A 25,072-nucleotide genomic window follows, 5' to 3' on the forward strand; every position below is an offset into this window, starting at 1 on the left:
AATTACATAAACGCTTTCCATTCGAGCGTCAATTACGCTGAATGAGATAGATTTGAATTTCTTTTTAAATTTTCGCTTCGTTTGAAGCATTTACATTTGCACTTATTAATTTCCATTTCAGGCAGTGCGTTTGTCGGCTAAATTACCGTCTACAGCGGTTGAGAAGCGATTAAGATCAGAACCAGCACTGGTTTGCGATGCGTTGTGCCGCTCGGCAGGATAGAAGAGAGTGATATATCCACCCTCGATTCGTGAATTTATCGAGCCTGCTCCGGTTTGTTTTCAGTCAGCGACTCTGGCAGAAGCGATCGAGGTCATGGGGCAGTATCGATCCGACCGCTTGGTATTAATCGATGAGCGGCAATTTCCGATTGGCGTGATTCATGCTCATCGCTTACTGTCTCATGCGCGCCAAAATGACCCCCGCTTAGATCAATGTGTGGAAGAGTTGCCCACGATCGCAGACACTCTCTCTTTCCATCAGCTCGAATTTGTCAGTCCGATGCGATATTGGGCTGTTCTTGATGCAGAACAGCGATTTTTAGGATTAGTGGATAGTGTTTATTTGCGCTTGTGGGTCGAAGTCATTTCGACTCGATCGCCGAATAAGCCTTCATCTGAATCGCTCTGGCGACAAGCAAAAACCGAGGCTTCTGTTGAACCTGAGTCTTCTTCGACTCGCCTGAAGCAAAAAATTCAAGTCCAAATTGCCGAGATGGGTTATTCCAAATCGCTAGAGTTAGGCTTGTCGCCTGCTCAATTGGCCTTAACTGAACTCGAAACGAAGACCACACTGATGCAGTTTTTGGAGCATTTGCCCCTGCCGCTGATGTTGCAGACAAGCACCGGACGGGTGATTGCACGCAATCAACATTGGAGCGAGCAACTGACAGATTTTGTAGATACAGGTTGGGTACAGCGTGATGTTGCATCAGTGCTAGAAGATAGCGCCGCCGATCATCCGTTGCTTGCAAAATTATGTCAGCTTGGATCTGACCCCAATACTTGCGTGTGTGTCTGTCCTTTAAAGAATGGGCAGGAACGAATTTTACAGTTTGCAAAAATTCCACTCGGAGCGCTGCTATCGGGTCGAGAGGCGTTGAGTGAAACGGTTCATCAGCCTTTTCATTTAGCCACATTTGAGGGGGGAGAACGGGCAACTGAGCGATCGACGGCAGAAGAGTTGTGGCTCGTTTTAGTGCAAGATGTGACTGAGCAACAGCAACTTTCTCGCGAACTCGCCGCGAAAAATGCGGATTTAGTGCAATTGAATCGTCTCAAAGATGAGTTTCTCAATTGCATCAGCCATGAATTAAGAACGCCGTTGACTGCGGTATTGGGCTTATCAAGTCTGCTCAAAGATCAACTGTCGGGCACCTTGAACGATCGCCAAATTCGCTATGCGCAATTGATTCACCGCAGCGGTCGGCATTTAATGGCGATCGTCAATGACATTCTTGACCTGACTCGAATTGAGACGGGTCAGATTGAATTGACGTTGTATTCGGTGAATGTCAAAAACTTGTGTGAGCGCGCCGTTGAGCAAGCCCAGCAGCTTTGTCTTGAAGAAGAAAAGCCAGAGACGCGCACCAAGTTGAACGCGACGGCTGATCTAGCTCAATTCAGCTTAGAAATTGAACCCGGATTAGAAACATTAGTCGCTGATGAATTGCGTCTGCGTCAAATGCTGGTGCATCTTCTGTCCAATGCACTGAAATTCACAGAGCCATCGGGACGGATTGGCTTAAAGGTCAGTCGATGGGAAGGCTGGATTGCATTTACAGTTTGGGATACCGGAATCGGCATTCCGGCTGAGAAGCAGCATCTAATTTTCCAAAAGTTTCAGCAGCTTGAGAATCCCCTGACTCGTCGATTTGAAGGTGCAGGATTGGGACTGGTGCTTACCCAGCGTTTGGCGCGATTACACGGAGGAGATGTCTCCTTTGTGTCGCGCGAGCATCAAGGCAGTCAATTTACACTGTTACTGCCGCCAACGCATCCTCAACCGACGACCAGTATTGTGGTGCAGCGCGGTCAGATTCTCAGAACCCCGACTGCGATCGAGAATCGTTTAGTCCTCGTTGTCGAAGCGGTTGTGAAGTCGATCGAGGTGCTGTCTGAGCAATTAGCGGCACTGGGATATCGAGTGGTGATTGCGCGATCGGGAACGGAGGCAGTTGAAAAAGCTCGCCGTCTCCAACCTTGTGCGGTTTTTCTCAATCCCTTGTTGCCGACTTTATCGGGTTGGGATGTCTTGACATTATTAAAAGCAGAACCGCAGACGCGAGAGATTCCGATAATTGTCACGGGAACTCGGGGCGATCGAGAACAAGCTTATCGCAATCATGCCGATGGATTTTTGGCATTGCCGATTCTTCAGAAATCGCTTCAGCAAGTTCTCAATCAACTGACTCCGGATGAAGTGCCGATCTCGATTGTGGAATCCTCTCCTCAAACATTGGTGATTCTCCGTCTTAGTCCGACTCGGTATGGCGAACTTCACCGATTAGGAACCGTTTCAGAAGTCGATCTGAATGCCTTGCTGCATAGCCACAATTATCGGGTTGTCGAAGCGGACGATTTAGAACAAGCTGAACTTTTAGCGCAAGTTTGGAAACCCAATCTTGTACTCCTCGATGCTGCTATCCCTGATCCAATCGGCTATCTCAAACTCTTAGGAGACTGTAGTTTCCTCGCGTCGTTGCCTTTGGTCACACTTGATCCGGCTACAACTCAAGCGGCAAATCAGATCCAAAACTTATCCGTTTTTCCCTGCTTAGCTCCGATTTCAGATGCGTCTGAGCCTTCTGCACTGTTACAAGTGATTCAAGTGGCAGCAGGATTTGCGTGGCGACCGTTGGTATTAGCGATCGAGTCTTCTAAGCTGCGCTCGACCGAAACGACCGATAAGCGCTCAGACTGGCTACAAGCGGTGATGCAATATCTCCAAACGGCTGGATTCCGAGGAATGATTGCGCGATCGTGGCAAGATGTGCTGCAAAAGCTCGACACTCAGAGTATTGATCTATTGCTGATTCACGCCGAGGATTTAGATGAATCGGCGATCTCGCAACTGTCGAGCTTGAAGAAATTTAAGGAGAAAGTCTCGATCGTCATCATCAATCAGCAAGCTCAACTCGATCCTGTGTTAGAGGAAATTTCAACGATCGTCTTACCTCCCCTGACAATGGAAGAGTTATTAGAACATCTCAATCAGCTTTTATCGGTATGAGTGGAACCTATTTGACTGATTTTCAGCAGTGGATTGATCAGACTGTAGAACGCTTGCGCGATCGACGGTGGCAAGACATTGAAATAGAACCACTGATTGAGGAGATCGAAAACTTGGGTAAGAGTGAACGCCGTGGAATTACAAGCCAACTCACTCGCCTCTTGTTACATCTGCTCAAATGGCAATATCAGCCTCAACGCCGTTCTGATAGCTGGCTGGATTCAATTACAGATGCTCGCACCCAAATTGAACTCGCGATAGCAGATAGCCCAAGTCTTAGCACGTACCCGCTCGAACAACTTGAAATCAGCTATCAACGCGCTCGGCGGCAAGCGGCTCAGCAAACGAACTTGCCTATCGCGACTTTTCCTGAGCAATGTCCTTATGGAATCGAACTGGTTTTGTCCGAAGATTGGCTACCCCAAGAAAGTTAAATACTCTTGGCTAATGTCTTTCACTGCCAACTGATACAACCGCTCTCCATGTTCTGGAGTTGCCAAACCAGGATTTGATCCCATACGTCCATCTGGGTAGTTGCGTCGAAAGTCGATCGCGCCATAGATCCGATGTCCTTTCGCGACTGGTTCACTCAACGGTGCAGACTTAATGAAATCGGGATAGACATATTGAGTCACAGCAACTTCGCTCGGTGTCGCATGAGAACCTTCTTGATCGCCATATAATTCCTTCGCCAACTGATAGACAGAGCCACACATATACCAGTTACTCACCACACACTGCACTTCATTGGAAATGCCCAAATTTGACAGATGATCATAAGTCTCTGAAAACGCAGCTTTTAGGGTCGCAATATTCCCACCATGTCCATTGATAAAGAAAAATTTCCGAAATCCAGCTTTCGCCAAACTGGTGAGATAGTCTCGAATCACGAGAATCATTGTGCTTGGTCGTAAGCTCATACTGCCCGGAAAAGCCGTGTGATGCAGTGCCATTCCGACCTGGATCGTCGGCGCAACCAAAGCCTCGATCTCGGTTCCCACCCCTTGCGCGATCGCTTCTGCACAAATCGCATCTGTGCCAATCAGCCCCGTCGGTCCATGTTGTTCGGTTGAGCCGATCGGTAAAATAATTCCCGTCGATCGTTCTAAATATGCTTCAACCTCTAACCAGGTCGATAAGTGCAATAACATAAGAGTTCGCTCAGAGTTGAAAATCCTATTTTAAATTTCGCATTCCGAATCGCGTTATCATTTTCAATATTGATGTTGCTTAGAAAGTCGGTTTTGTGGGCGCTGTGGACTTAAAACAAATATTCAAAACTCCAAATCCTATTATTGGTGTCGTTCATCTTCTGCCCCTGCCGACTTCTCCGCGCTGGGGCGGTAGTTTGAAGACCGTGATCGATCGCGCTGAACAAGAGGCAACCGCCTTAGCAGCAGGTGGCGTAGACGGCATTATTGTTGAAAATTTCTTTGACGCACCATTCCCGAAAGATCACGTTGATCCGGCTGTTGTCAGCGCGATGACGGTGATTATTCAGCGGTTGATGCAGATGGTCGCGTTACCGATCGGCATTAATGTTTTGAGAAATGATGCTCAAAGTGCGTTAGCGATCGCGTCTTGTACACAGGCTCAGTTCATTCGCGTGAATGTCTGGACGGGCATCATGGCGACCGATCAAGGTTTGATCGAAGGTCGTGCCCATGAGTTGATGCGCTATCGGCGCGAATTGGGCAGTGATGTGAAAATTTTTGCCGATGTGCTGGTGAAACATGCGCGCCCCTTGAGTTCGACGAATCTCACGGTTGCAGTGCAAGACACGATCGAGCGTGGTTTGGCAGATGCCGTGATTCTTTCCGGTTGGGCAACAGGTGATCCGCCTAACTTAGAAGATCTAGAGTTAGCGCGAGATGCGGCTCAGGGCACGCCTGTCTTTGTCGGCAGTGGAGCAGATTGGGAAAATGTGCCTCAGATGATGCAGGTTGCCGATGGGGTGATTGTCTCGAGTTCACTGAAACGGCAAGGGAAACGAGAGAATTCAATTGATCCGATTCGGGTAAGTCGATTTGTAGAAGCAGCAAGACGAGGGGTTCCAATGCCAAAAAATGACAAGGTTCCGCCTTCTGTCAAACTGCATACTTAAGAAATTTTTGAGAAATTTCACAGAAAGCAAGAAATCGGAGCTTGTAAAAACTCCGATTTTTTTTGCAGTTTGAGATGTTCTGCGGTTTGAGATTACGTGAACGATCTCGTTACCAAAATTCCCATTGCCAACAAAAATACTAACCCTAATAATCCTGCTAAGGGTTTGCGATCGATGCCCGTTCCCCATTCTGGAGCAGTGGCTTCGTACCTCAACATCTTTGCAGTATCCAGGCTCGCAATCATCCAGACCCAGCCCGCATGAAGTCCCCAAGGGAGTCCAATACTATTTTGATCTTGCACAAACGCCAAACATAAAACCACACCCATTAATGCCAACCCTGGCAATTGTGGAATCTGGGCACGACCTTCCCAAATCAAATGCAGTGCCGAAAAAATGACGCTAGAGACAATCGCGGCGCTCCAAAAATCAGACGCAAATTCTCCAAAACAGAACCCGCGAAACACCCATTCTTCCGTAAATCCAATCCAAATCCCTAATACTAACGTCGGCAAACATGCCGCGAACCACTGCTTCCAATTCTCCAGGTTCCAGTGCAGCCAACCGATCGCAGTTTGCACGCCAAACAGAATTAAAATTCCGATCGCACCAATCCCCAACCCGATCGCACTGGAACTGAAAAGATGCAAATCCCAACTCACTCCAAATGTCGGGAAATCCCGCTCTTTTACCCGTGAAACTCCCCATAAAACGAGTGGAGCAATTCCGTAAAGTGAGGCGACAAGCGGTAATTTCTGCGACGATTGTAGCGGTTCAAATGGTCTCCACTTCATGGCAATTGCGATCGGAATCGCGAGCGGTAGCCATAACAGGAACCATGCCAAAAAAAAGAATCCTATCTGAATCAGAGGAGGCGCTTGTGAGAGACTCTTAACAAACGAATCCAACGCGATCGAGATAGGAAAATTCATTATCAAACTCAACTGATATTTATTTAGAAAGCGAACTAATCTTCTTCAGCGGTGTCCACTGAGCCATTTTTACTCGCTTTGTCGCTATCGAGTTGAATCAGATGGATATGCTTGTAACCCAGCTTAATTTCAAACTCGTCTCCCGGCTTTAAACCCATCGCTTTTGTATAAGCTGCGCCGATCACAATTTGCCCATTTTGATGAACACTGACGCGATAAGTCGGTTCACGTCCCCGTCCATCTTTTGTGCCTTCTGGGTCGAGAGGTAGCCCTTTCGCAACCAATAAAGCATCATAAAAATCAGTCAAATTGACACGAGTTTGGTTGTTCTTCGTGACAGTGTAATAGCCACATCGCTTAGCCGTTTCTCGACGAGGCAGATGGGACAGTTCTTTTACTTTTTGAAGTAATGCCTTCCCTGTTAATGGGGTGGTTGCAGGTTCACTCATCTGCTACAGGATTTCCCTAACGAATTCTGAAATGGTTCTTGAGCGTCAATGTTTGAATGTTTGACTTAATAAAATATATCTCTAAACGCCTATTTTTGAACAGTCACTTTGAATAATTTGCCACACTATCAATATTTTTGATTAAATCTTGCAATTCCATCCGGATACATTTCTAAGAATGCCTTTTTACATTGCTTGATGAAGTAGAATCTATGACTCTGAATGTCAGAAAAAATCCGTGCTCGAATCAAGAATTGTGATCACAATTATGAATTTGAATCGAAAGTTTAAGCTCGATTTAATGAAGACGATCGCTTTTATTTCAGGAGTTTACATCGATCGCCTAGCTTGAAACAACAGTGTTAAACTATGCTTCTGGATCAGCCGTACTCTGAGAGTGTATGCAAGTTGTTTTTAAGATTGTCCGACAGGATCAAAATGCTGCCTCGCGTGTGGAATCGTATTCATTAGAGGTAAAACCCGGAACTACGATTCTCGACTGCCTGAATCGAATTAAGTGGGAGCAAGATGGCACACTTGCCTATCGTAAAAATTGCCGCAATACAATTTGTGGCAGTTGTTCGATGCGAATTAATGGACGCTCGGCATTAGCTTGTAAGGAAAATGTGGGCAGTGAGGTAGCGAGATTTTCCCCCGATGCTGAGATTCCAGAAATTACGATCGCACCGATGGGAAATATGCCTGTGATCAAAGATTTGGTTGTGGATATGTCCAGCTTCTGGGCAAATTTGAAGGCGGTTGATCCCTATGTCAGTACTGCATCTCGCCAAATTCCAGAACGCGAATTTTTGCAATCTCCAGAAGAGCGTGACAAGCTCAATCAGACGGGCAATTGTATTATGTGCGGAGCCTGCTATTCCGAATGTAATGCCCGCGAGGTGAATCCGAATTTTGTCGGGCCTCATGCGCTCGCGAAAGCTTATCGGATGGTGGAAGATTCGCGTGACGATCGCAGCGACGATCGCTTGGATAAATACAACCAATCGACCGATGGAGTCTGGGGCTGTACTCGCTGTTATTACTGCAATGCGGTTTGTCCAATGGAGGTTGCTCCGATGGATCAAATTGGCAAGATTAAGCAAGAAATTCTCGCGTGTAAAACGACCGAAGTGACGCGCTCAATTCGCCACCGCAGAACTTTAATCGATTTAGTGAAAAAGGGCGGTTGGATTGATGAGCGTCAATTTGGGTTACAGGTGGTTGCCAATAATTTTCGCGATTTAGGTGGGTTGATTAGTCTGGCTCCATTGGGCGTGAGAATGTTGACGAAGCGCAAGCTGCCGATGGGATTCGAGCCGTCTGAAGGCGTGAAGACTGTACGATCGCTGATTGAATCTGTGCAGGCATTTGAGGCACAATCAAAAAGTTGAGTTTTCGGAACGATTTGATGACTGAAAGTGCCCCTGAATCCCAGGAAACTGTGGAACAAGAAACCGAGAATCAACCTGCATTGGGTTGGACACCTTATGCAGAGTTAATGAATGGACGTTTTGCCATGATTGGATTTGTGGCACTGTTGATTCTACAATTTGTCACCCGCCAAGACTTTTTCACCTGGTTAGGATTTTAATCTCTAGGTACAGAATCTAGATACAGAAAAGGAGCGCTAGTCTAGCGCTCCTTTTTCAATTCGTTCAATTCTTTAATTCAATCGTTACCAGGTGTCTTGCCGATTTCCATCGATCGGGCGGTAGTCTACATAACCGCCTTCTTCGGGTTGATTGATATCTTCAACCGAGGAAGAACTCCGACGTGGGCGAGCGGATTTAGAGGAATTGCGACGCGGCGGGCGGCTCGTCAAATCTTCTTGAGGCTCATCAAACGACGCATCCCGACGCGGGCGACGACCTGACGGACCTAAACGAGGTTCACCTGCCCGCTCCGAACGCACTGGACGCTCGTACTCTTCTTCACGCTCAGGTCTTCTACGCCGAGCTTCGCGAAGCTGCTCACGACGTTCCCGTTCTGCAAAGCTTACGGTATAGTCGTCTTCAAACTCAGCCTGATAATTCCGGCTGACTGGACGACTGTCATCGACGATCGGGGTTTCCCGTTTTGCTTGCTCGGTCGAAATTTGACGTAATCTCAAATTCTCAAACACAAAGTAGATAGCAGCTCCCGTCAGCAGGACTTGACCGAACTGCATGATCGGGTCAAACCGCCAGCCGTAAAAAATCAGAATCAACCCGCACAGTAGCCCAACTGCCGAAAAGAAAATATCGGTATCACGAGCAATTTGCGGTCGAAACGATCGAACTGCATACAGGGAAGTCCCGCCGACCGCCAGGACGATCCCAGAGATACTTGCCAAATTGAACTGAAAATTAACCATGTCCGGTCTCCAAGGATAGTCCTATGTTAGCGGCTTCTCCCGCAATTCTCCACGAAAATCTACTTTTAGAATAGGCAAAAACCTCAGTCTGTTCGCAAGCGTCCAGGTTCTGAGGTTCGACTCTAATATAACTGGTTCGGTTCAAATCACCAGTGTTTCTAATTAATTGCGTTGAATTTTGTCTTTTTGGCTAACGAAAATCAAAAATGCAGTTGCGGGAACCACGACGATTACGAGTCCTGCAACTAAGCTCAACAGAAAGTTCATTAAAGAAGGGGTCATAGGTCTTTCAAGTCCTTATCGACAACACGCAAGTCATCATAATTTTAATAGTTTGTCATGTATTTGTATAGCAAACCGTCGCAAAGTCCTGGATTTCTCGATTCAAGAATGAGGAACCGCTTGACTGCTACAATGCTTGCGTCGATTCTCGATAGAATGAGATCAAGTTACAAAGCTTAAAGATTTGGCGCGAAAACTTATGGATGCTACAACGATCGCTCTTACTTCTCTCAGCATTGCGTTGGGTGCGATGACGTTTCTGTTTATTGTCCGAATTGTTTTGACTTGGTATCCGCAGGTGGAATTGCAGAAATTTCCGTTCAATCTAGCCGCGATTCCAACCGAACCTTTTTTAGCGCTGACTCGCAAAGTGATTCAACCGTTGGGCGGAGTAGATATCACGCCAATTATTTGGGTCGGAATTTTCAGCCTGTTGCGTGAAATGTTGTTGGGTCAGCAAGGCATTTTGACGATGATGTTTTAAGCTGAAAGAACCTCAGCACTACCTGAAATGACACAAGCGAAACTTCGATTTAGCACGATCGAGGAATATTTGGCATATGACGATGGAACTGACACCCGTTACGAGTTGGTGGATGGGGTGTTGGTAAACATGGGATCGGAAAAGAGACTGAATGAAAAAATTGCACTATGGCTGTTGAGTCAATTTCTACAAGTTGTCTCGATCGATTTAATTGCCAGAGGAACGCAAATCGCGGTTAAGAGTTCATCTGTAACGGCTCGGAACCCTGATTTGATGATTCTGACAGAAGACTTAGATCAGATGCTGAGCCAGCAGAATCAATCTCTAATCACGGCAAATATGCCTGCCCCAGTGCTTATCGTTGAAGTCGTCTCGCCCGGTGAACCTGGAAGCGAAAATTATGACAGAGACTACATCGATAAGCGAAGAGAATACGCAGAACGTGGTATCCCTGAATATTGGATCATTGATCCGGCTCGAAGTGTAGTGACTGTATTGCGCTTAGATGGAAAGCAATATCAAGAAGTCGGGCAATTTCAAGACTCTGATATTGTCCTTTCTCCAAGCTTTCCGCAACTGAATTTAACTGCGATGCAGATTCTAAAAGCAGGCTGAAAGTTTGTCGATCGCTCGAGTTGAGCCGCTCCTAGTCTCTTCTCGAATTCACCAACTTACTCGATACACTTGGCATGGAATGCAGTCTTTATACTAGTCCGTAACTCTTCGCAGACTCCAATGAAATATCTGGCAGATTGCAAAGCATATCATCCCACGTTTTCTGTGAGTGCAACGAATCTACAATCAGTGGAAGAGGATCTGAAAGAATTGCTGGAAAATCAGCCTCTTCAGGAAATTGAATTGTGAACGCTAACTGCTCTTGAGGAGGAGTAAATTGAGCGTTAACTCCTGCCTTGTTCCCTCTTGCATCAATCCGATACCAACCAATTTCAGGCAAATAGATTGCATTGAATCCGTGTAAGCTGTACGGCGCACCCTGATCATCAATACTCAAGCGCTGATAACAGAAACCTGTTGGAATCTGGTTTGCCCGTAATAGTGCTGCAAGCAAATGGCTTTTCGCAAAGCAATACCCTGTTTTATGTTGAAGCACATCTGATGCCCGACAAGTCACAGGATTCAGTTGGTAATCATAACTGTGACGAATTTCATCTCGTACCCACTCAAAACACGCTTTTGCAATTGCGATCGGAGTCTCACATTTTAATGCGATCTGATTGGCGCATTCCAGGATGTCGAGATGCTGCCAATCAATCATTTCACTAACTTTCAAAAACTCTTCCATCTCAAGCAAAGTGATCTGTCCAGGAGTTCCTATTTTCCCGACATCATTACCTTATCGACGAAATTTGTGTAAATATCGCCTTTCTGAAACTCAGGGGTTTCCAGAATTCGTTGATGGAAGTTGATTGTCGTTGGTAAACCTGTGACTGCACATTCTCGCAGCGCCCGCTTCATCCGCAGAATGGCAGACGGACGATCGTGCCCCCAAACAATTAACTTACCAATCAAAGAATCGTAATACGGCGGAATCTCATAGTCGGTATAAACATGAGAATCCATCCGCACACCCGGCCCACTCGGCGGAAGATACCCGCTAATGCGTCCAGGGCTAGGTCGGAAATTGTGATCGGGGTCTTCTGCATTAATTCGACACTCGATCGCATGTCCGCGCAGTTCAATATCGTTTTGAGCAAAGCGAAGTTCTTCACCTTGGGCGATCCGAATTTGCTCTGCAATTAAGTCGGTTCCTGTAATCATCTCAGTCACAGGATGCTCAACCTGAATGCGAGTATTCATCTCCATGAAATAGAACTCGCCCGAACGATCGAGCAAAAACTCAACGGTTCCTGCACCGACGTAATTAATCGACTTGGCGGCTGCAACCGCTGCTATTCCCATTTTTTGACGCAACTCAGGCGTAATTGCAGAACTGGGAGCTTCTTCTAACAGTTTTTGGTGACGACGCTGAATCGAGCATTCACGCTCACCCAAATGCACCACATTTCCATAACTATCTGCCAAAATCTGAAACTCAATATGTCGAGGATTTTGCACAAATTTTTCAACATACACCCCTGGATTGCCAAAAGCTGCTTCTGCTTCTCCTTGCGCTGCATGAAAGAGCTTTTCAAGTTGATCATCGTCGGGAACGAGCCGCATACCACGCCCGCCTCCTCCGGCTGTCGCTTTGATGATGACGGGATATCCGATCGATCTTGCAATCTCTCTCGCTTCTTCTTCGCTATGCACTAAGCCCTTACTGCCGGGAACTGTTGGCACTCCGACTTGCTGCATCGTTTTTTTCGCAGTCGATTTGTCCCCCATCGCTCGAATCGAATCGGGAGAAGGCCCAATAAACGCGATTTGGTGATCCGCACAAATTTCTGCGAAGCGAGCATTCTCGGCTAAGAATCCATAGCCAGGGTGAATCGCTGTGGCGTTGCGCGTCAGAGCTGCGGCAATAATATTGGGAATGTTGAGATAGCTCTTGCTACTGGCAGGTTCGCCAATACAGACCGCTTCATCGGCTAACTGAACGTGAAGAGAATTACGATCGATGGTCGAGTGCACCGCCACCGTCGAGATTCCCATCTCTTCACAGGTGCGAATGATTCGTAGGGCAATTTCTCCCCGGTTTGCAATTAAAATTTTTGAGAAACGCATTTCAGTAGCCTAGATCCGTAAACAGTAGGATAAAGCGAATAGGGGTGCATTGCGTAGATTTTTGTCGATTAGTTCGGGAGTTGCCGCATCACCGCAGGCGCAAGGGCTGACCAGAGCGGCGTATTAATTCCTGCCGCGTCTAAAGCTTCGGCTGACCAACTGTTACAAGTTCGTAATGCAGAATACTGTCCAGTTGCCACATAAAAGCCATCGGTGGTGGCGGCTCCATCTTTAAGATGGATTAACTTACCTTGAGCATCGTGATCGAAGGAGTTCTGCACGAAATTGACAAACGCAAGATACTGTTCTCGATCGACTCCGACACATCGAACTTCTTTGGGTCGCTCCGCATAGCCTTGCACATACATGACCGAGGCATTGCCCGGTTTGAATAAGACTCTAGCAATATCGAAAACGTTCATACTCTGCCAATCTGGGACTTCTGTGTACCAAATACGATCGCCCCATCCCATTTTCAAATATCGGTAATCTTCATGTATATCACTGCCAATTTGTTCCAGGTTCAGAAATTTTTGCCAATCATAAACGCCGTTGTCAACTGGCATTATTAAATTCACATGCATCGCATCACCCTCAACATAGATTTGATACGGGTGATCGCTGCAAGATTGTGCAGTGTTCCAGCGACGGGGAGTGAAAAAGCCGATCGTCAAGGCACTGCTTAGTAACAAAACTCCACATATTGCGCTCTGAGCGAGGCGAATAAACGCAGTACGATACTTCATGTGAACTTATGAGTAGAGATTATGGGCAGAAAACCGACTCCCACTGAAAAAAGAGTGACGCTATCGGGGGTGAGTTGGCAAGCATTTGAAGAATTGCTTGGGGAGTTGGGGACAGAGCGCACCGCCCGGATGACCTACGATCGCGGCAAGTTGGAAATGATGACCCCGCTTGAAGAACACGATCGCTGTAATCGCTTGATCGAGTCTCTGATTTTGGTGATTGCAGATGAACTCTATCTAAAAATTCAGTCGCTTGGATCGGTGTTGCTGACACTTCCGGAGGTGGGTCGCGCGATTCAACCGGAAGGCGCTTATTCGCTGAGTGAGGTGCGCTTGACGAAGCGAGCAGAGATGGATATGAGCCGAGTGGCTCCTCCTGATTTAGCCGTTGAAATTGCGATTAATGTCGGCAAGCTCGATCGCTTTTCGATGTATGCCTCAATGGGTGTGCCGGAACTGTGGTTTTATCTGACTACAGTTGGGGATGATGTGCTGAAAGGGAATTTGCAGATTTTTCAGCTTCAAGGCGATCGCTATGTGGAGACGGCGAATAGTCGATTATTTCCGACGTTACCTGGAAAGCGAATTTTAGAGTTTTTGGAGCAGAGCGATACGATCGGGCTAGCGCAGGCTTTAACTGTGCTACGCGACTGGGCAAAAAAGCAACTTTGAAGCTAGAAGTGCAGTTGTGTATTTAAGAGAATGTTCTACAAAGTATCAACTGTTTCCTTGCTCCGTTCTAGCTCGCCCCGGAATGAAATCCCAGGGCTAACGGTGCGAAGTCCACTAAAGGGACTGAAGACCCCATTCTGGTTGGCTGTTAGTCCCTTCAGTGGACTTTGTTCAACTAGCCCCGAATTCATTCCGGGGCGGGTGAGTGTGTCTCAACGATTACTTTGTAAAACATCCTCTAAAACTCTACATCGTCCTCCTCTTCCGCTTCTCCAATGACTGAAAGCTGAAATTGCTGCTTTAAAGCTGGAATGACTGGGCAAGGTGCGCGATCGTCTAAACTTTCCGGCTTGCTCCAGCTAAACGGAGCTTGCTTTGCCGCAGAAAGCCACAACAATCGTTTTGCTCGCGTCATCGCAACATACAACAGTCGAAACTCTTCAGCCGTTTTCAGATATCCGGCACGTTCCCAAGCTTGATCATTATCAGGAATCGGTTCTTGATGCACGATCGCTCTAATTTGTGCTCGTGCAACTTCTGGCAAAGTATACTCTCCCAAGAACCTTGCTGCTGGAGGAATGTAGAGCGATCCAGGAATCATATTCTCATGCAAAAAAGGCATGAACACATAGTCCCAATCTAATCCTTTAGCTTTGTGCATTGTAATGATAGTAATCTGACTGGCACGAACATAGCGATCGTCATCTTCTGCTTCGACTGGCTCAAATCGCTCCGAAGTCACAATCTCTGCGAGTACTTCTAAAATAGCAGTCAGCGAATTCTCCCGCGTTTGCTGCATGATGCGTTCTGCAAGCTTATCTGCGGTTGCTAATTCGGTTTGCTCATAGTTCAGCGTATAAGCTAAAAACGAAATGAGTTGATACAGCGGTAGCTCTAATCTAGCTCGGAGCAAGCTAGTACAGAACCGACTAGCTTGTTGTACTTGCGGAGATTGCGGTGGATCAAGCGGAGCCGGATATAGAAACTGCTCAGGAAAAGCAATCAGCGCATTGAGATCTTGGGCGGGAATGATGCGACGATGCACAAACACTGATAAGGCTGCTTTGAGATTATCCGGTGAATGCGGTCGATCGAGAAATTGCAAAAGTGAGAGCATTTCAGCCGGAATATGCGACTGACGATCGCGCATTCCCACCTCAAAAATTGCAAGCTTTTCATCAAACCAGCGTGTGAGTTCTCTCGCCACAAATCGCCCTTGATCATTCGTTCTAACTAACACAGCAGCAGTGCGGTGTGGAAACTGGTTGAATAGTGCGATCGCTCTCTTACCAATCCATTCCACAGTTTGATGCACATCTTCTGGCGTGTGAATCTCAAAGCCTAATCCTTCAGGATTGGGATTGGCATCTGCTTGTGGGTCATTCGCCGCAACAGGGTGAATCATCTGCGATCGAAATGGTGCAGTTTCTTCTTTGGCATAAGTTCGATTTACCCATTTCAAAACATAGTTAGCCGCTTCAAGAATAATGCGACTGCTGCGACCTGCTTGATTCATTTCCGCAAGTCGATTTTCTAAAGAACAAGCCTGACAGAATTCTCGAAAGAAAACCGGATCAGCAGGCGTAAAGGTTGAGTTAATGGCTTGATTCGGATCACCCACTCGAATCAAATTCTGCTGATCGGAATCTGCATCAGTCGCCAATAGTTCTAGTAACTGAGTCTGAAGCGGGCTAGAATCTTGAGCTTCATCTTCAAACACTGCAAAAACTTGAGATTGCCAACGCGATCGCACACTCGGATGCTCCAAGACTCTCAATGCACCGAGAATCATCTCATCGTAATCAATAAAATTTCTTTGCTGTAATTGCAGTTGATATTGCTCATACAGTCCTGCTGCGATCGCCAAAATGTCATACTCATCCGAGGTCACTTGATTTCTCAAATCCTCAGGTGCCAATCCCGAACTCTTAGCTTCTCGAATTACGGTTTCAGCTAATGCAGGCAGAACTTCAGTTCTCAAGACAGATTGCCGTCTCAAGCGTTCTGTCTCTTCTCCATCGAATTGCTGCCCCTCTAACAAGCGTTGATACAAGGTTGGATTCATACCAATCCATTGCTCAACACTGGTTCGGATCAGGCGACTGCCTTGTGTTGGAGTAATCAGCACTGCGTCTGGATTCAAGTTCGATCGCTCAGGAGCACTTCGAGCGATCGACCAGGCTAATCCATGCAAGGTATGTACGACGAAACCGCCTTGAGGCAAACTGAGCGTTTTCAGATGCGCTCGAATTTTAGATTTAATATTTGCAGCGGCAGATCGCGTAAAGGTGACGACGACTAACTGCCGCCGACTATGCAGTTGATATTTCGCGATCGTCATGGCTGCCGCAACTGCCATTCCGGTCGATTTCCCGGCTCCTGGCACGGCTGAAACTGCCAACCGACCTTCGCTCCAATCTGCAATCTCTCGTTGCCCAGGACGAAGTGTACTGCGCAATTCTTGCAGCAACTTCTCGCGCATTTCTAAGACTGTTGAAACGACAGGTTCGGTTGTCATATATGAATCAGATAGTTTGTACTACTAATTTAAACGGTATTCTGGTTGATTGCAGAACTGAAACGAAATCTATTCAGAAGCTGAGCCTATCTTTGAAGACAGAGAATTTGTCTTCAAAGGGTACGACCTCGAACTGTCATACTCTTGCTGTTTGCAGCCCAAAACACTTTTTGTTGCAACTCTAACAAATCGTTTTAACGTGAGGATACTTCAGAATTTTTTGATCGTAGGTGACGAGTTCAATATCGTAGCGGCGTGCGATCGCAATGAGAATTCGATCAGCAGGATCTTTATGAAACTCATCAGGGAGTTGAGTGCTTGCAATAGCATCGAGTGGATTGAGAGGCTCAATCGTTATGCCAGGTCGAGTTTTTGCAAGTGCAAACCACTCATCCATTGGAAGTGGTAATGGCAATTTTCCTGCACTATTCTTGACTGCAATTTCCCAAACCGAAATGGCAGAAACAAGAATCGCGTCTTGATTTTCGTTGAGTGTGATTAAATTTCGAGCGCGATCGGATAGCTGCTCTGGGGTATGGAGCCACCAAAGCCAAGTGTGAGTATCGAGCAAAATCATTGTTCCAAAGCATCCCATAACTCGGTCATTGGCTCATCAAAGTCTGGAGGAATTGTCAGAGGGAGACTGCGTAGGGGATGGTTTGGACTACGATCTCGATTCGGCTTGTCAGTGTCTTGGGAAGATTCGCTGGTGACAGTTGGAATCAGACTTTGGATGACCGACTGAATGATGCGAAGTCGATCAGTGGGACTGAGACTGAGAAGTTGTTTTTCGAGTTCTTCGAGCGGCATGGCTGGAAAGACCAATGGGTTCTCTTTTTCCTCAGTTTACTTCATTTCCACTGTTGGCAAACCTCACGCATGGCATCGACCATCCCTCGAACCGCTTCTTTTCCGCCGAGATGAACGATCGCTGGATATAGTTTGCCAAAGTCTTGCATAAGTTGAGCGCGGGAGCGGTGGGCAAGGAGGCGCAGACAGAATGTCCAACGCTTTACTGGAAGAATATCAAGAGGAAGACGAGGGAGTAACTCAGCCAACTCTTGAGCTTGGTCAACTTTCTTTGTAATAAGGTTCAAGTTTTGTAACTCTTCAGATAGCGAAATTGTATTCATTCGTTTGGGCAAAACCTTACGATGCACGATTCTGAACAGAATCTCTTCCCGTAGTTGGCTATTCTCTATCTCGCTTGCTAGCTTGAAAAACTCAGGGATTAGTGCCGAAGATGAATTGTTAATTAAGTCTTTTAACGCAAGATTGCGCTGACTCTTATCCTGAATAGTACAAGCTGATTGAAAGGCGACGGGAATGAGTTGAGAATATTTACAGGCTAATTGATTGAGGAGCAGGGCACAATCAAATCGACTTTGAATCGTTTGAATAAAATCAACAGCATCCTCAATATAAGTCACATCAATACAGGCTAAATCACACAGAAAAACAGCCCAAAATGCTTCATTGTTTCCAAGAACATTCTTTAGACGCTGAAAGGCTCCGTACACATCATGTTCCGACTGATAAATCTGAAAAATAGCTGCTACTCGAACTATATATTTTAAGCAAAGATGTTTATCGTCAATTGATCGTGTTACTGCCAGTGCTTCTTCAAGATAGCTAGAATCAAGTTTAGCCAAATCACATATCATTAAAGCACGCTTAGATCTGTTTTCAATCAACCGTGCTGCTGACAATGCCTCTTGAAGATGGCTAGGATCAAACTTAGCCAGACTACACAATGCTGAGGCACGTTCGACTTTGTCCTCAATCAACCGCGCTGCTGACAATGCCTCTTGAAGATGGCTAGGATCAAACTTAGCTAGGCTACACAATGCTGAGGCACGTTCGACTTTGTCCTCAATCAACCGCGCTGCTGACAATGCCTCTTGAAGATGGCTAGGATCAAACTTAGCTAGGCTACACAATGCTGAGGCACGTTCGACTTTGTCCTCAATCAACTGTGCTGCTGACAACAGGTGTGAAGAACTTACTGAACCAATTTGAGCAAGATCGCATAGAAAATCGCATAATAGACTGGGGCTATGAAATAGAAATATTCCATATTGAGTACAAGGGTCATCAATTAACTGTACTGCTGTCAGTGCTTCTTCAAAGCAGCTAGAGTCAAGTTTGGCTAGGTTACATAAAGCTGAGGCACGCTCACCCTCGTCATCAATTAACCGTACTGCTGTCAGTGCTTCTTCAAAGCAGCTAGAGTCAAGTTTGGCTAGGTTACATAAAGCTGAGGCACGTTGAACTTTGTTCTTAATCAACCGTGCTGCTGCCAATGCCTCTGCAAAAAAAACTAGAGTCAATCTGGGCAAGTTTACACAACACTGAAGTACGTGTGAACTTGTTGATAATTGATTGAACTGCTGCCAACAACTGCGAAAAACTCATTGAGTTAAGCTGTACTAGACTGCAAAAAACTGATTCTATGAAATTGTTCTGTTCATAAGGTGAAATTGATGCTATCACCTCGACATTGCTATAGCCAGACCTTTCACGGAAATTTTCAGCCTGAATCGCTGTTATTAGTACTTCTTCAAAGTAACTAGATTCAATTTGAGCTAGACCGTATAGTGTGCGAGCGTAACTGCAATAATCCTCAACACATTGTCTTACTATAAAACGATCTGTATTAGACCTAGCCAACTCATCCAGTATTGCAGTAAGCCTAGAATCACTTTCAATCAATCGTGTTGCTTCTAGCGCTTCTTCAAAGTAACTAGATTCAAGTTTGGCTAGTTCATATAGAATTGAGGCGCGGCTGCATCTATTCCCAATTGACTTTGCTTTTTTAACCGCCAATTTAAAGATTAGCTTAGGCAAATACGGCGCAAGTACTCGAATTGCTGTAGCAATTTTCTCCTCATCTTGGATCTGTTCTACATATGCCCAAGCTTGTTCTGGTGTCCAATACTTCTGTTTCACTAATTCTACTATTATTGTGATTGGCAAATTCTCCACCAAACTATTCAGCGTCGCTGTAATCAACGCATACCGACACTGAAGTACGATCGCTCTTGTTCTATTCTCTTCATACTGCTGCTCCGCAATCTCCCACCCTCGTTTCACATCCTGCACAAAAATCGCAGGCTGCCCAATTCGATCGCACGCCTCAAACCAAGCATTCCGTCCACGCTCATCACTCGTCGCCATCAACGCATGAATCTCATCCTCCATTCCCGCCTGCACAAAATGCCAAGTCAAATGCCGATGAACATGTCCATCATTCGGCAATTGATCCCACCGTCCCTCAGCTTGCAGACGATAACGATCTAGCAATTGAGCATGAGCCAAGGCAAGATTTTGGATTTTAGATTTTGGATTGCAGACTTTGGATTGCAGACTTTGGATCGGATCATTGATCGCATTCTGCTCCAGCAATCCCCGCGCTGTATCATGCATCAAATCATGCACTCGAAACGCCGGTTCTCCCTCTAAAGTCTCTGTTTCGCTCGTCAGAAACGATCGATTCTTCAATAACACCAGCACTTTTTTCGCCTGCACCCGTGGCAACTCCCACAAAGTCATCGCCATCCGTACATCCAGACTCACATCCTCTGGCAACACTCCCAACCAAGCAAACTGCCGCAACTGCTCCGCGCTCAATCGCCGCAAACTTAAATTAAAACAAGCCCGCAAGCTATATTTGCGCTGTTCTTTCTCATCGAGCGTTTCCCAAGCCTCTGACGAATCTAGCACCTCTAACGCTACTGCCCGACGCTCAGTCTCAAACTCCGATCTCAATTCTCCCCAACTCAACCCATCGCGCACCTGATTCGCCGCTAAATCCAACGCTAACGGCAAATATCCCAATGATTTCGCAAACGCTTTTACCTCAGATTCCTGTGCTGGATTCCATTGTCGATTTAACTTCTGTCGAACAAGCGCGATCGCTTCTTCCTCCGACATCAAATCCAACGCATGAACCTCTGCACCCTCAATCTGAGCCTCCCGCGTCGTCACCAACATCCGACACTCAGCACCTCCCACCCGAAAATGCTCTACATGCGCCCCAATCCAGACATCATCGACTACAAGCAGCATTCGCTTTTCAATCAACAACGTCTGCAAATACCGCGAAGCAGCTTCTAAGGTCGTTGCCGAATAGCTCTCGCGCGACTTATCCAATGTCCGAATCCAATCTCCTAGCAAACTCTGAAGATCCGGATTCTGCCCCAAAGTCACCCAAAGAATTCCATCCTCAAAGCGTTCTTGAACTTCAGCATCAAGAACTAAAGCAGTCGCCAACACCGATTTTCCTACTCCGCCCAATCCAGCGATCGCACTCACTACTAAAGGCTTCTCACTCTCTTCCAGCAATAATGCTTTCACCGCATTCAAAGCTTCGGGTCGCTCCACAAAATTTTCCGGCAATCGCACCCCTGGCAACGGCGCACCCAGTTTCATTACCGATTTTCTAGGTTTTGCCAAAGCCGGATTCAGTTCTACTGCTACCCTCCGAATTTCTTGAGCGATCGCACTCAACGCCGTCTCGATATCTCCTGCTGTAACGGGCTTTCCCCCCTTCGGTAAAACTTCCAACTCTGCAAACGGCGCACTTTCCCAGTCACAAGGCTTGAGCAAAATCGGAATCACCCGCGCCTGTCGATTTTCATGCCGCTCGATCGCTCTTTGCATCTCAACGTCATAGCGATCTGACGCAATAAAAGCTGCGCTGATGAGCAACAAAATAATCTCAGCTTGGTCAATTTGCTGTGCGATCGCGGGTTCGCGCTCTGTCCCCGCCGTAATTTCAGAAATATCCCAGGTATCAAGAATGCGCTCTCGCTTCAGCAAACTCAGATGCTGAATCAGTCGATCGCGCAGATCTTGGTCAGGTTGAGCATACGAGAGAAACAGACGCATGAGGCAGCATTCAGGGAAATTGAGCAGATCAGAGCAACGTTTTTCTCTAGCTTAAGGTAGAGACGGTATTCTAAGAGAGCGGAAAACTAAAACAAAAGACTATGACGCGATCGGAAGCTGAGACTATTTTGCGGCAATTTATTTGTAATGATCCGAAGACTGTAACAACCGATTACTCTGTCTTACGAGAAGCGGTTTCACAAGTTGTAGAACTTTCGGACTATCAGATTTTCGGAGTCTGTGCCGGAACCGCGGAAGAGGGACTCCAAGCCCTTTCAGAGTATATGGCTGCAATCGGTTACGACATGCCAGAGATCCAAGAAATCGTAGGTGAGGTCTATATCAAGTTCAATCCAAATTTACGGCGATCGCACATTGAACCCTATGTAGGCAAACATCGTGGCGTTTTAATTTCTTGCCAGTCTGCTTATGATGACGGAGTGAACGAAACATTCGGACATTTGCCGCTCGATTTGTTTGCTTAAGATCTATCGCAAGATGCTTCGGGATTCACAAGCGAGACGATAATCTGTTCAAAGACGATCGAGGTAATTTATGGTGGATGCAATTTTGGCGCGATCGAAAGAACTCAAACAAGCGCTGACCGATTTTGTTTACGACGCAGAAGGAGAGTTAGCGACTGCATTTGAAAAGTTCGTCGCCGATCGCTTAGAGCAATCTCAAGCACGAGATAGCAAACACCGAGAGACGGTTGTCGATATCTTTCTGAGTCATGGGCAGATTGGCACGAAATCACCCTTGGAATTGTTTGTTGAAAACGAGCCAGAATTGTCAGCGAGCGATCGACAACTCGTTTTGAACTGGAAACATAACTTTTCAGGATTGTTTGCAATTCAAGAAATCTTACCGGATGGTTTCAAATTAATGAATTGGCTCACGACTAAGCTGTATATCGTGAAGCCGAATGATGAAGACACGCAAAATGCAATGTCGCGGCTCAAACTCGGAGAAATGCTCACAACACGCATTGCACCTGTGGAAGAGTACTGGACGTTTTTTAGTCCGTTTACTCAGCTAGGAAAGCTCGGCAAGCCAAAGCTAGCAGTCGCGATCGGAAATTTTCGCCAAAACTATAAATCTGATCTTTACGGCGATGCACCTGAGTTACTAGAAGAAGCTTGGAAGTCAGTAGAACGCTATCACCAGGACTTTCTCGACTTTTTTGGAAGTGAACAGATAACCTTGTCGGGCTACCATCTGAGCAAGAAAATCTCTGAGTTTCAAGAGTTTCTCACACAGCGACGACTCGATGAAGTTGGACTCGATAAAAACAAGTCCATCACAGAACTTGCGCAAGAAGCAGGCGTGAGTGATGAAGAACTTGCTGAAATGGCAGAAGCAATGGGATTAGATGCAGAATCGGCTGCCAAAATGCTACAAAACAAAACGGCTGCTAAGATGGCAGCCCCGCACGTCGAACTGCCACCTGATTTGAAAAAAGCTGAAGAAGTAACAGTTCTAGCTCATCCACGATGGGGGCAGATATTGCTCACCACTTACACACAATTTGAGGCGCTACTAAAAGCAGAAGATTGGAGAAGTGTGAAAGGGGCGGAAGCATTGGTTCAGAAATATCTCAATGATGCTGAAATCAATGCGTTTGTGTGGCATCGATTTGCTGAACAGTATCCGACTCAGTTAGAGAAAGTATTGCAGGACTACACGGGACTGCCGTTTAACTTGGAGCGAGATTTAGATCCCTTACTTCAGATGCATCGTAAACCTTTAGAACCTACTTTGCCTGATATAGCGAGTGTTCCGATTCATCTGCACAATCTATTTCAGGAAGCATTAGCAGAAGTTAGTAAAACAAAATCGAAAGAAAAAGCAGCAAAGAAAGCGAAAGGATTTCAGCGTTGATCAGCGGATGATGTGAGAACTTCGACTTTACCTGAAAAGCTGGAGTTCTCACTGGTCCATAACAAAGCCAAGGTTAAAGCCAGTGTTTAGGATAGGGTCTTCCGGGCACTAGATTATTGAATGCGATCGTACAGAGCAAAATGACAATCGAGCCTGTCAGTACGGGAGTCAATAAAAAATCCCATGAAGCCTCGCTCATCACACCAACTAGCGCCACAGCACCTCCCGGAGGATGCAGCGTTTTTGTTAACTGCATCAGTTTAATTGCAGTTGCAACGGCAAGTGCCATCACCCAAGGCGCTGTGCCAAAGGCATACACCAAAGTAATGCAGACGATCGCGCCGATGAGATTACCACCAATCAGGTTGCGGGGCTGGGCAAGCGGGCTATCCGGAACAGCAAATGCAAGCACAGCGATTGCACCAAACGGAGCCGCAATTAAAGGATATTGAGTATGTACAGATAAATAAGCGAGTGTTGCAATTCCTAAGAAGCTCCCCATCCAAGATAAGAAGATTTGAGAGTAAGAAAATTCAGGCTGATAGATTGAGCTTCCCATCGTCCTGAAATTTTGCGATCGCACTCGTCGTCTTGCCTGACTAATATTCTTTACAAGTAAGGATTTCATAGGAAGGTTTTCTGAACGAGGTGTCTGAACTACTGTCAGATTACCGTAATAATTTCATCAGAAAGATTGTAAAAGTAGTTTCTGATACAGAAAATTCCTATGGAGTTTATACAGATTTACTTATTCCTGCCACAATCGCCGTCCAGCTTTTCCATTTAAGCGATCGTGTGTCTCTCTCAACAATCTCGGAATCTCTAACTTCTCTGGGCATTTGGGCAGACAGTCTCCGCAATCTGTACAGCGATTGCCTTTATTCCCTGGAAACCAATGCCCCGCATTCTCAAACATCCGATAGCGGTACTCTCCAAACTGCTGCATGTCATAAGCCGTTGCTAAATTTCTCAGTCGCAGAACTTCCGGAATATTGATGCCCTCTGGACAAGGCAAACATTCATAACACTGGCTGCACTGTTCCGGCGCGCGAATTTCGCGCAATCGTTCAAAGACTTGCTGTTCTTCTGCACTCAATGCTCCAGTTCGATAGTCTAAATTCAATTCATTCGGATTTGCAGCACCCACACTTAACGTCGTAATTCGTCGATCGCTCAACAAAAATCGATAATTCATCTCCAGCGGCGACATCGGCGCACACAACTGAGTTAATTTCTGAGGCGGTGTGTGTAACATGCCCGCTTTGTCAGCAGGCGAAATGATAAAAATCCCTAAATCTTTTTGAGCAGCAAGCTCGATCGCAGGTGCATTTCGTTGAAAAAAGAACGAGTAATGCAAATTCACAAACTCAAAGAAATCCGTCGCGATCGCTGCCAAAATCACATCTAAACTGCCATGCGTCGAGAATCCGACATGTCGTACCCGACCATCAGCGATCGCATCTCGAACGGCTTTCATGCAGCCATTGTCTGCCTTCACCCATTCCAAATGCTCCCAAGTATTCAGCCCATGAATGGCTAAACTATCGACAAAATCAACTTGCAGCCGTTCTAAAGACTCATCAATCCAGCGATCGGTTTGGTCAGCATCCAAACTCGGTGGTAACTTTGTGGTCAAAAAAACGCGGGAGCGCGCACCTTGCAATGCGGCTCCCAAAAACTCTTCACTTTTCCCATAGCCTCGTGCAGTTTCAATATGGTTAATGCCAAGCTCGATCGCTCTTTGCACGGTTGCTTCCATCACCGACGCAGAAGAGAGACAGCGCATTGTTCCTAACGAAAATACCGAATACGCAAGCTCAGTTTTACCGAATCGCCGATCGTCC

General features: G+C 46.3%; 25 protein-coding genes. 10 read left to right on the forward strand and 15 right to left on the reverse strand.

All coding sequences use genetic code 11. The annotated features are described in order from the left end of the window. Positions 1 to 229 precede the first annotated feature (229 nt). Together ACMUEV_RS06855 and ACMUEV_RS06860 are read left to right on the forward strand one after the other, a co-directional pair. Positions 230 to 3,232 carry an ATP-binding protein gene (locus ACMUEV_RS06855; protein WP_199329663.1) on the forward strand — a complete coding sequence of 1,001 codons (3,003 nt, stop codon included), beginning with the start codon at positions 230 to 232 and terminating at the stop codon, positions 3,230 to 3,232. Continuing rightward, complete coding sequence (locus ACMUEV_RS06860) at positions 3,229 to 3,666, forward strand: DUF29 domain-containing protein (RefSeq protein ID WP_190652825.1); 438 nt, start codon at positions 3,229 to 3,231, stop codon at positions 3,664 to 3,666. Before ACMUEV_RS06855 ends, ACMUEV_RS06860 begins: the two co-directional genes overlap by 4 nt. Here the strand turns inward: ACMUEV_RS06860 and ACMUEV_RS06865 are convergent. Continuing rightward, positions 3,649 to 4,383, reverse strand: a complete 735-nt coding sequence (locus ACMUEV_RS06865) for a creatininase family protein (RefSeq protein WP_190652824.1) — start codon at positions 4,381 to 4,383, stop codon at positions 3,649 to 3,651. The two genes, ACMUEV_RS06860 and ACMUEV_RS06865, sit on opposite strands and share 18 nt — an antisense overlap. Positions 4,384 to 4,487: 104 nt before the next feature. Between ACMUEV_RS06865 and btpA the strand changes: the two genes are divergently transcribed. Further along, positions 4,488 to 5,336 carry a photosystem I biogenesis protein BtpA gene (btpA, locus tag ACMUEV_RS06870; RefSeq protein WP_026148847.1) on the forward strand — a complete coding sequence of 283 codons (849 nt, stop codon included), beginning with the start codon at positions 4,488 to 4,490 and terminating at the stop codon, positions 5,334 to 5,336. A gap of 92 nt (positions 5,337 to 5,428) precedes the next feature. Here the strand turns inward: btpA and ACMUEV_RS06875 are convergent, their stop codons facing one another. Both ACMUEV_RS06875 and ACMUEV_RS06880 read right to left on the reverse strand, forming a co-directional pair. Beyond that, complete coding sequence (locus tag ACMUEV_RS06875; RefSeq protein ID WP_190652823.1) at positions 5,429 to 6,268, reverse strand: CPBP family intramembrane glutamic endopeptidase; 840 nt, start codon at positions 6,266 to 6,268, stop codon at positions 5,429 to 5,431. A gap of 35 nt (positions 6,269 to 6,303) precedes the next feature. Continuing rightward, the gene (locus tag ACMUEV_RS06880) at positions 6,304 to 6,717 is read right to left on the reverse strand and encodes an AbrB family transcriptional regulator (protein WP_190652822.1); all 414 of its coding nucleotides are present in this window, start codon (positions 6,715 to 6,717) and stop codon (positions 6,304 to 6,306) included. Positions 6,718 to 7,118: 401 nt separating this feature from the next. On the opposite strand from ACMUEV_RS06880, the gene ACMUEV_RS06885 reads away from it, so the two are divergent. Then, on the forward strand, positions 7,119 to 8,108 hold the full coding sequence (locus ACMUEV_RS06885; protein ID WP_190652821.1) for a succinate dehydrogenase/fumarate reductase iron-sulfur subunit: 990 nt from the start codon (positions 7,119 to 7,121) through the stop codon (positions 8,106 to 8,108). Positions 8,109 to 8,125: 17 nt separating this feature from the next. Continuing rightward, on the forward strand, positions 8,126 to 8,308 hold the full coding sequence (locus tag ACMUEV_RS06890; protein WP_017289877.1) for a chlorophyll a/b-binding protein: 183 nt from the start codon (positions 8,126 to 8,128) through the stop codon (positions 8,306 to 8,308). Positions 8,309 to 8,392: 84 nt separating this feature from the next. Here the strand turns inward: ACMUEV_RS06890 and ACMUEV_RS06895 are convergent, their stop codons facing one another. Continuing rightward, a complete protein-coding gene (locus ACMUEV_RS06895) occupies positions 8,393 to 9,070 on the reverse strand; it encodes a Ycf66 family protein (protein ID WP_190652820.1) in 678 nt (225 codons plus the stop codon). Positions 9,071 to 9,232: 162 nt separating this feature from the next. Next, positions 9,233 to 9,352: a photosystem II reaction center X protein gene (gene psbX / locus ACMUEV_RS06900; RefSeq protein WP_017289875.1), complete on the reverse strand. Its 120-nt coding sequence runs from the start codon at positions 9,350 to 9,352 to the stop codon at positions 9,233 to 9,235. A gap of 199 nt (positions 9,353 to 9,551) precedes the next feature. Here psbX and ACMUEV_RS06905 point away from each other — a divergent pair, with 199 nt between their 5' ends. Further along, positions 9,552 to 9,836: a YggT family protein gene (locus tag ACMUEV_RS06905; RefSeq protein ID WP_017289874.1), complete on the forward strand. Its 285-nt coding sequence runs from the start codon at positions 9,552 to 9,554 to the stop codon at positions 9,834 to 9,836. A 27-nt stretch (positions 9,837 to 9,863) separates the two neighbouring features. Then, complete coding sequence (locus ACMUEV_RS06910) at positions 9,864 to 10,451, forward strand: Uma2 family endonuclease (RefSeq protein WP_190652819.1); 588 nt, start codon at positions 9,864 to 9,866, stop codon at positions 10,449 to 10,451. 88 nt (positions 10,452 to 10,539) lie between these two features. Here ACMUEV_RS06910 and ACMUEV_RS06915 read toward each other — a convergent pair whose 3' ends face one another. The 3 genes from ACMUEV_RS06915 to ACMUEV_RS06925 form a co-directional block, all read right to left on the reverse strand. Next, a complete protein-coding gene (locus tag ACMUEV_RS06915; RefSeq protein ID WP_190652818.1) occupies positions 10,540 to 11,139 on the reverse strand; it encodes a transglutaminase-like domain-containing protein in 600 nt (199 codons plus the stop codon). Positions 11,140 to 11,168: 29 nt separating this feature from the next. Beyond that, positions 11,169 to 12,521 carry an acetyl-CoA carboxylase biotin carboxylase subunit gene (gene accC, locus ACMUEV_RS06920; protein WP_190652817.1) on the reverse strand — a complete coding sequence of 451 codons (1,353 nt, stop codon included), beginning with the start codon at positions 12,519 to 12,521 and terminating at the stop codon, positions 11,169 to 11,171. Positions 12,522 to 12,589: 68 nt separating this feature from the next. Beyond that, positions 12,590 to 13,267 carry a TIGR02117 family protein gene (locus ACMUEV_RS06925; protein WP_190652816.1) on the reverse strand — a complete coding sequence of 226 codons (678 nt, stop codon included), beginning with the start codon at positions 13,265 to 13,267 and terminating at the stop codon, positions 12,590 to 12,592. 21 nt (positions 13,268 to 13,288) lie between these two features. Here ACMUEV_RS06925 and ACMUEV_RS06930 point away from each other — a divergent pair, with 21 nt between their 5' ends. Continuing rightward, a complete protein-coding gene (locus tag ACMUEV_RS06930) occupies positions 13,289 to 13,939 on the forward strand; it encodes a Uma2 family endonuclease (protein ID WP_190652815.1) in 651 nt (216 codons plus the stop codon). 238 nt (positions 13,940 to 14,177) lie between these two features. On the opposite strand, the gene ACMUEV_RS06935 is transcribed toward ACMUEV_RS06930, so the two are convergent. From ACMUEV_RS06935 to ACMUEV_RS06955, 5 genes are all read right to left on the reverse strand, one after another. After that, positions 14,178 to 16,457: an ATP-dependent helicase gene (locus ACMUEV_RS06935; protein ID WP_190652814.1), complete on the reverse strand. Its 2,280-nt coding sequence runs from the start codon at positions 16,455 to 16,457 to the stop codon at positions 14,178 to 14,180. 181 nt (positions 16,458 to 16,638) lie between these two features. Continuing rightward, the gene (locus ACMUEV_RS06940; protein ID WP_190652813.1) at positions 16,639 to 17,034 is read right to left on the reverse strand and encodes a type II toxin-antitoxin system VapC family toxin; all 396 of its coding nucleotides are present in this window, start codon (positions 17,032 to 17,034) and stop codon (positions 16,639 to 16,641) included. Further along, positions 17,031 to 17,267: a hypothetical protein gene (locus ACMUEV_RS06945; protein WP_190652812.1), complete on the reverse strand. Its 237-nt coding sequence runs from the start codon at positions 17,265 to 17,267 to the stop codon at positions 17,031 to 17,033. Before ACMUEV_RS06945 ends, ACMUEV_RS06940 begins: the two co-directional genes overlap by 4 nt. 41 nt (positions 17,268 to 17,308) lie before the next feature. Continuing rightward, positions 17,309 to 18,745: a hypothetical protein gene (locus ACMUEV_RS06950; RefSeq protein WP_415354750.1), complete on the reverse strand. Its 1,437-nt coding sequence runs from the start codon at positions 18,743 to 18,745 to the stop codon at positions 17,309 to 17,311. After that, on the reverse strand, positions 18,738 to 21,347 hold the full coding sequence (locus ACMUEV_RS06955; RefSeq protein WP_190652810.1) for a toll/interleukin-1 receptor domain-containing protein: 2,610 nt from the start codon (positions 21,345 to 21,347) through the stop codon (positions 18,738 to 18,740). The genes ACMUEV_RS06950 and ACMUEV_RS06955 overlap by 8 nt, the downstream gene beginning before the upstream one ends. Before the next feature lie 101 nt (positions 21,348 to 21,448). On the opposite strand from ACMUEV_RS06955, the gene ACMUEV_RS06960 reads away from it, so the two are divergent. Both ACMUEV_RS06960 and ACMUEV_RS06965 read left to right on the forward strand, forming a co-directional pair. Next, positions 21,449 to 21,832: a DUF1824 family protein gene (locus ACMUEV_RS06960; RefSeq protein ID WP_190652809.1), complete on the forward strand. Its 384-nt coding sequence runs from the start codon at positions 21,449 to 21,451 to the stop codon at positions 21,830 to 21,832. Between the two features lie 70 nt (positions 21,833 to 21,902). Next, a complete protein-coding gene (locus ACMUEV_RS06965; RefSeq protein ID WP_190652808.1) occupies positions 21,903 to 23,228 on the forward strand; it encodes a hypothetical protein in 1,326 nt (441 codons plus the stop codon). A 73-nt stretch (positions 23,229 to 23,301) separates the two neighbouring features. On the opposite strand, the gene ACMUEV_RS06970 is transcribed toward ACMUEV_RS06965, so the two are convergent. Together ACMUEV_RS06970 and ACMUEV_RS06975 are read right to left on the reverse strand one after the other, a co-directional pair. Beyond that, entirely contained in the window at positions 23,302 to 23,856 is a 555-nt protein-coding gene (locus ACMUEV_RS06970) for an HPP family protein (RefSeq protein WP_190652807.1), read from the reverse strand. Between the two features lie 120 nt (positions 23,857 to 23,976). Then, the gene (locus tag ACMUEV_RS06975) at positions 23,977 to 25,014 is read right to left on the reverse strand and encodes an aldo/keto reductase (RefSeq protein WP_199329662.1); all 1,038 of its coding nucleotides are present in this window, start codon (positions 25,012 to 25,014) and stop codon (positions 23,977 to 23,979) included. Between the last annotated feature and the right edge of the window lie 58 nt (positions 25,015 to 25,072).

Origin of the sequence: Leptolyngbya sp. FACHB-1624 (assembly GCF_047649235.1) — a bacterium.
Classification (GTDB): Bacteria; Cyanobacteriota; Cyanobacteriia; order Leptolyngbyales; family Leptolyngbyaceae; genus Leptolyngbya; species Leptolyngbya boryana.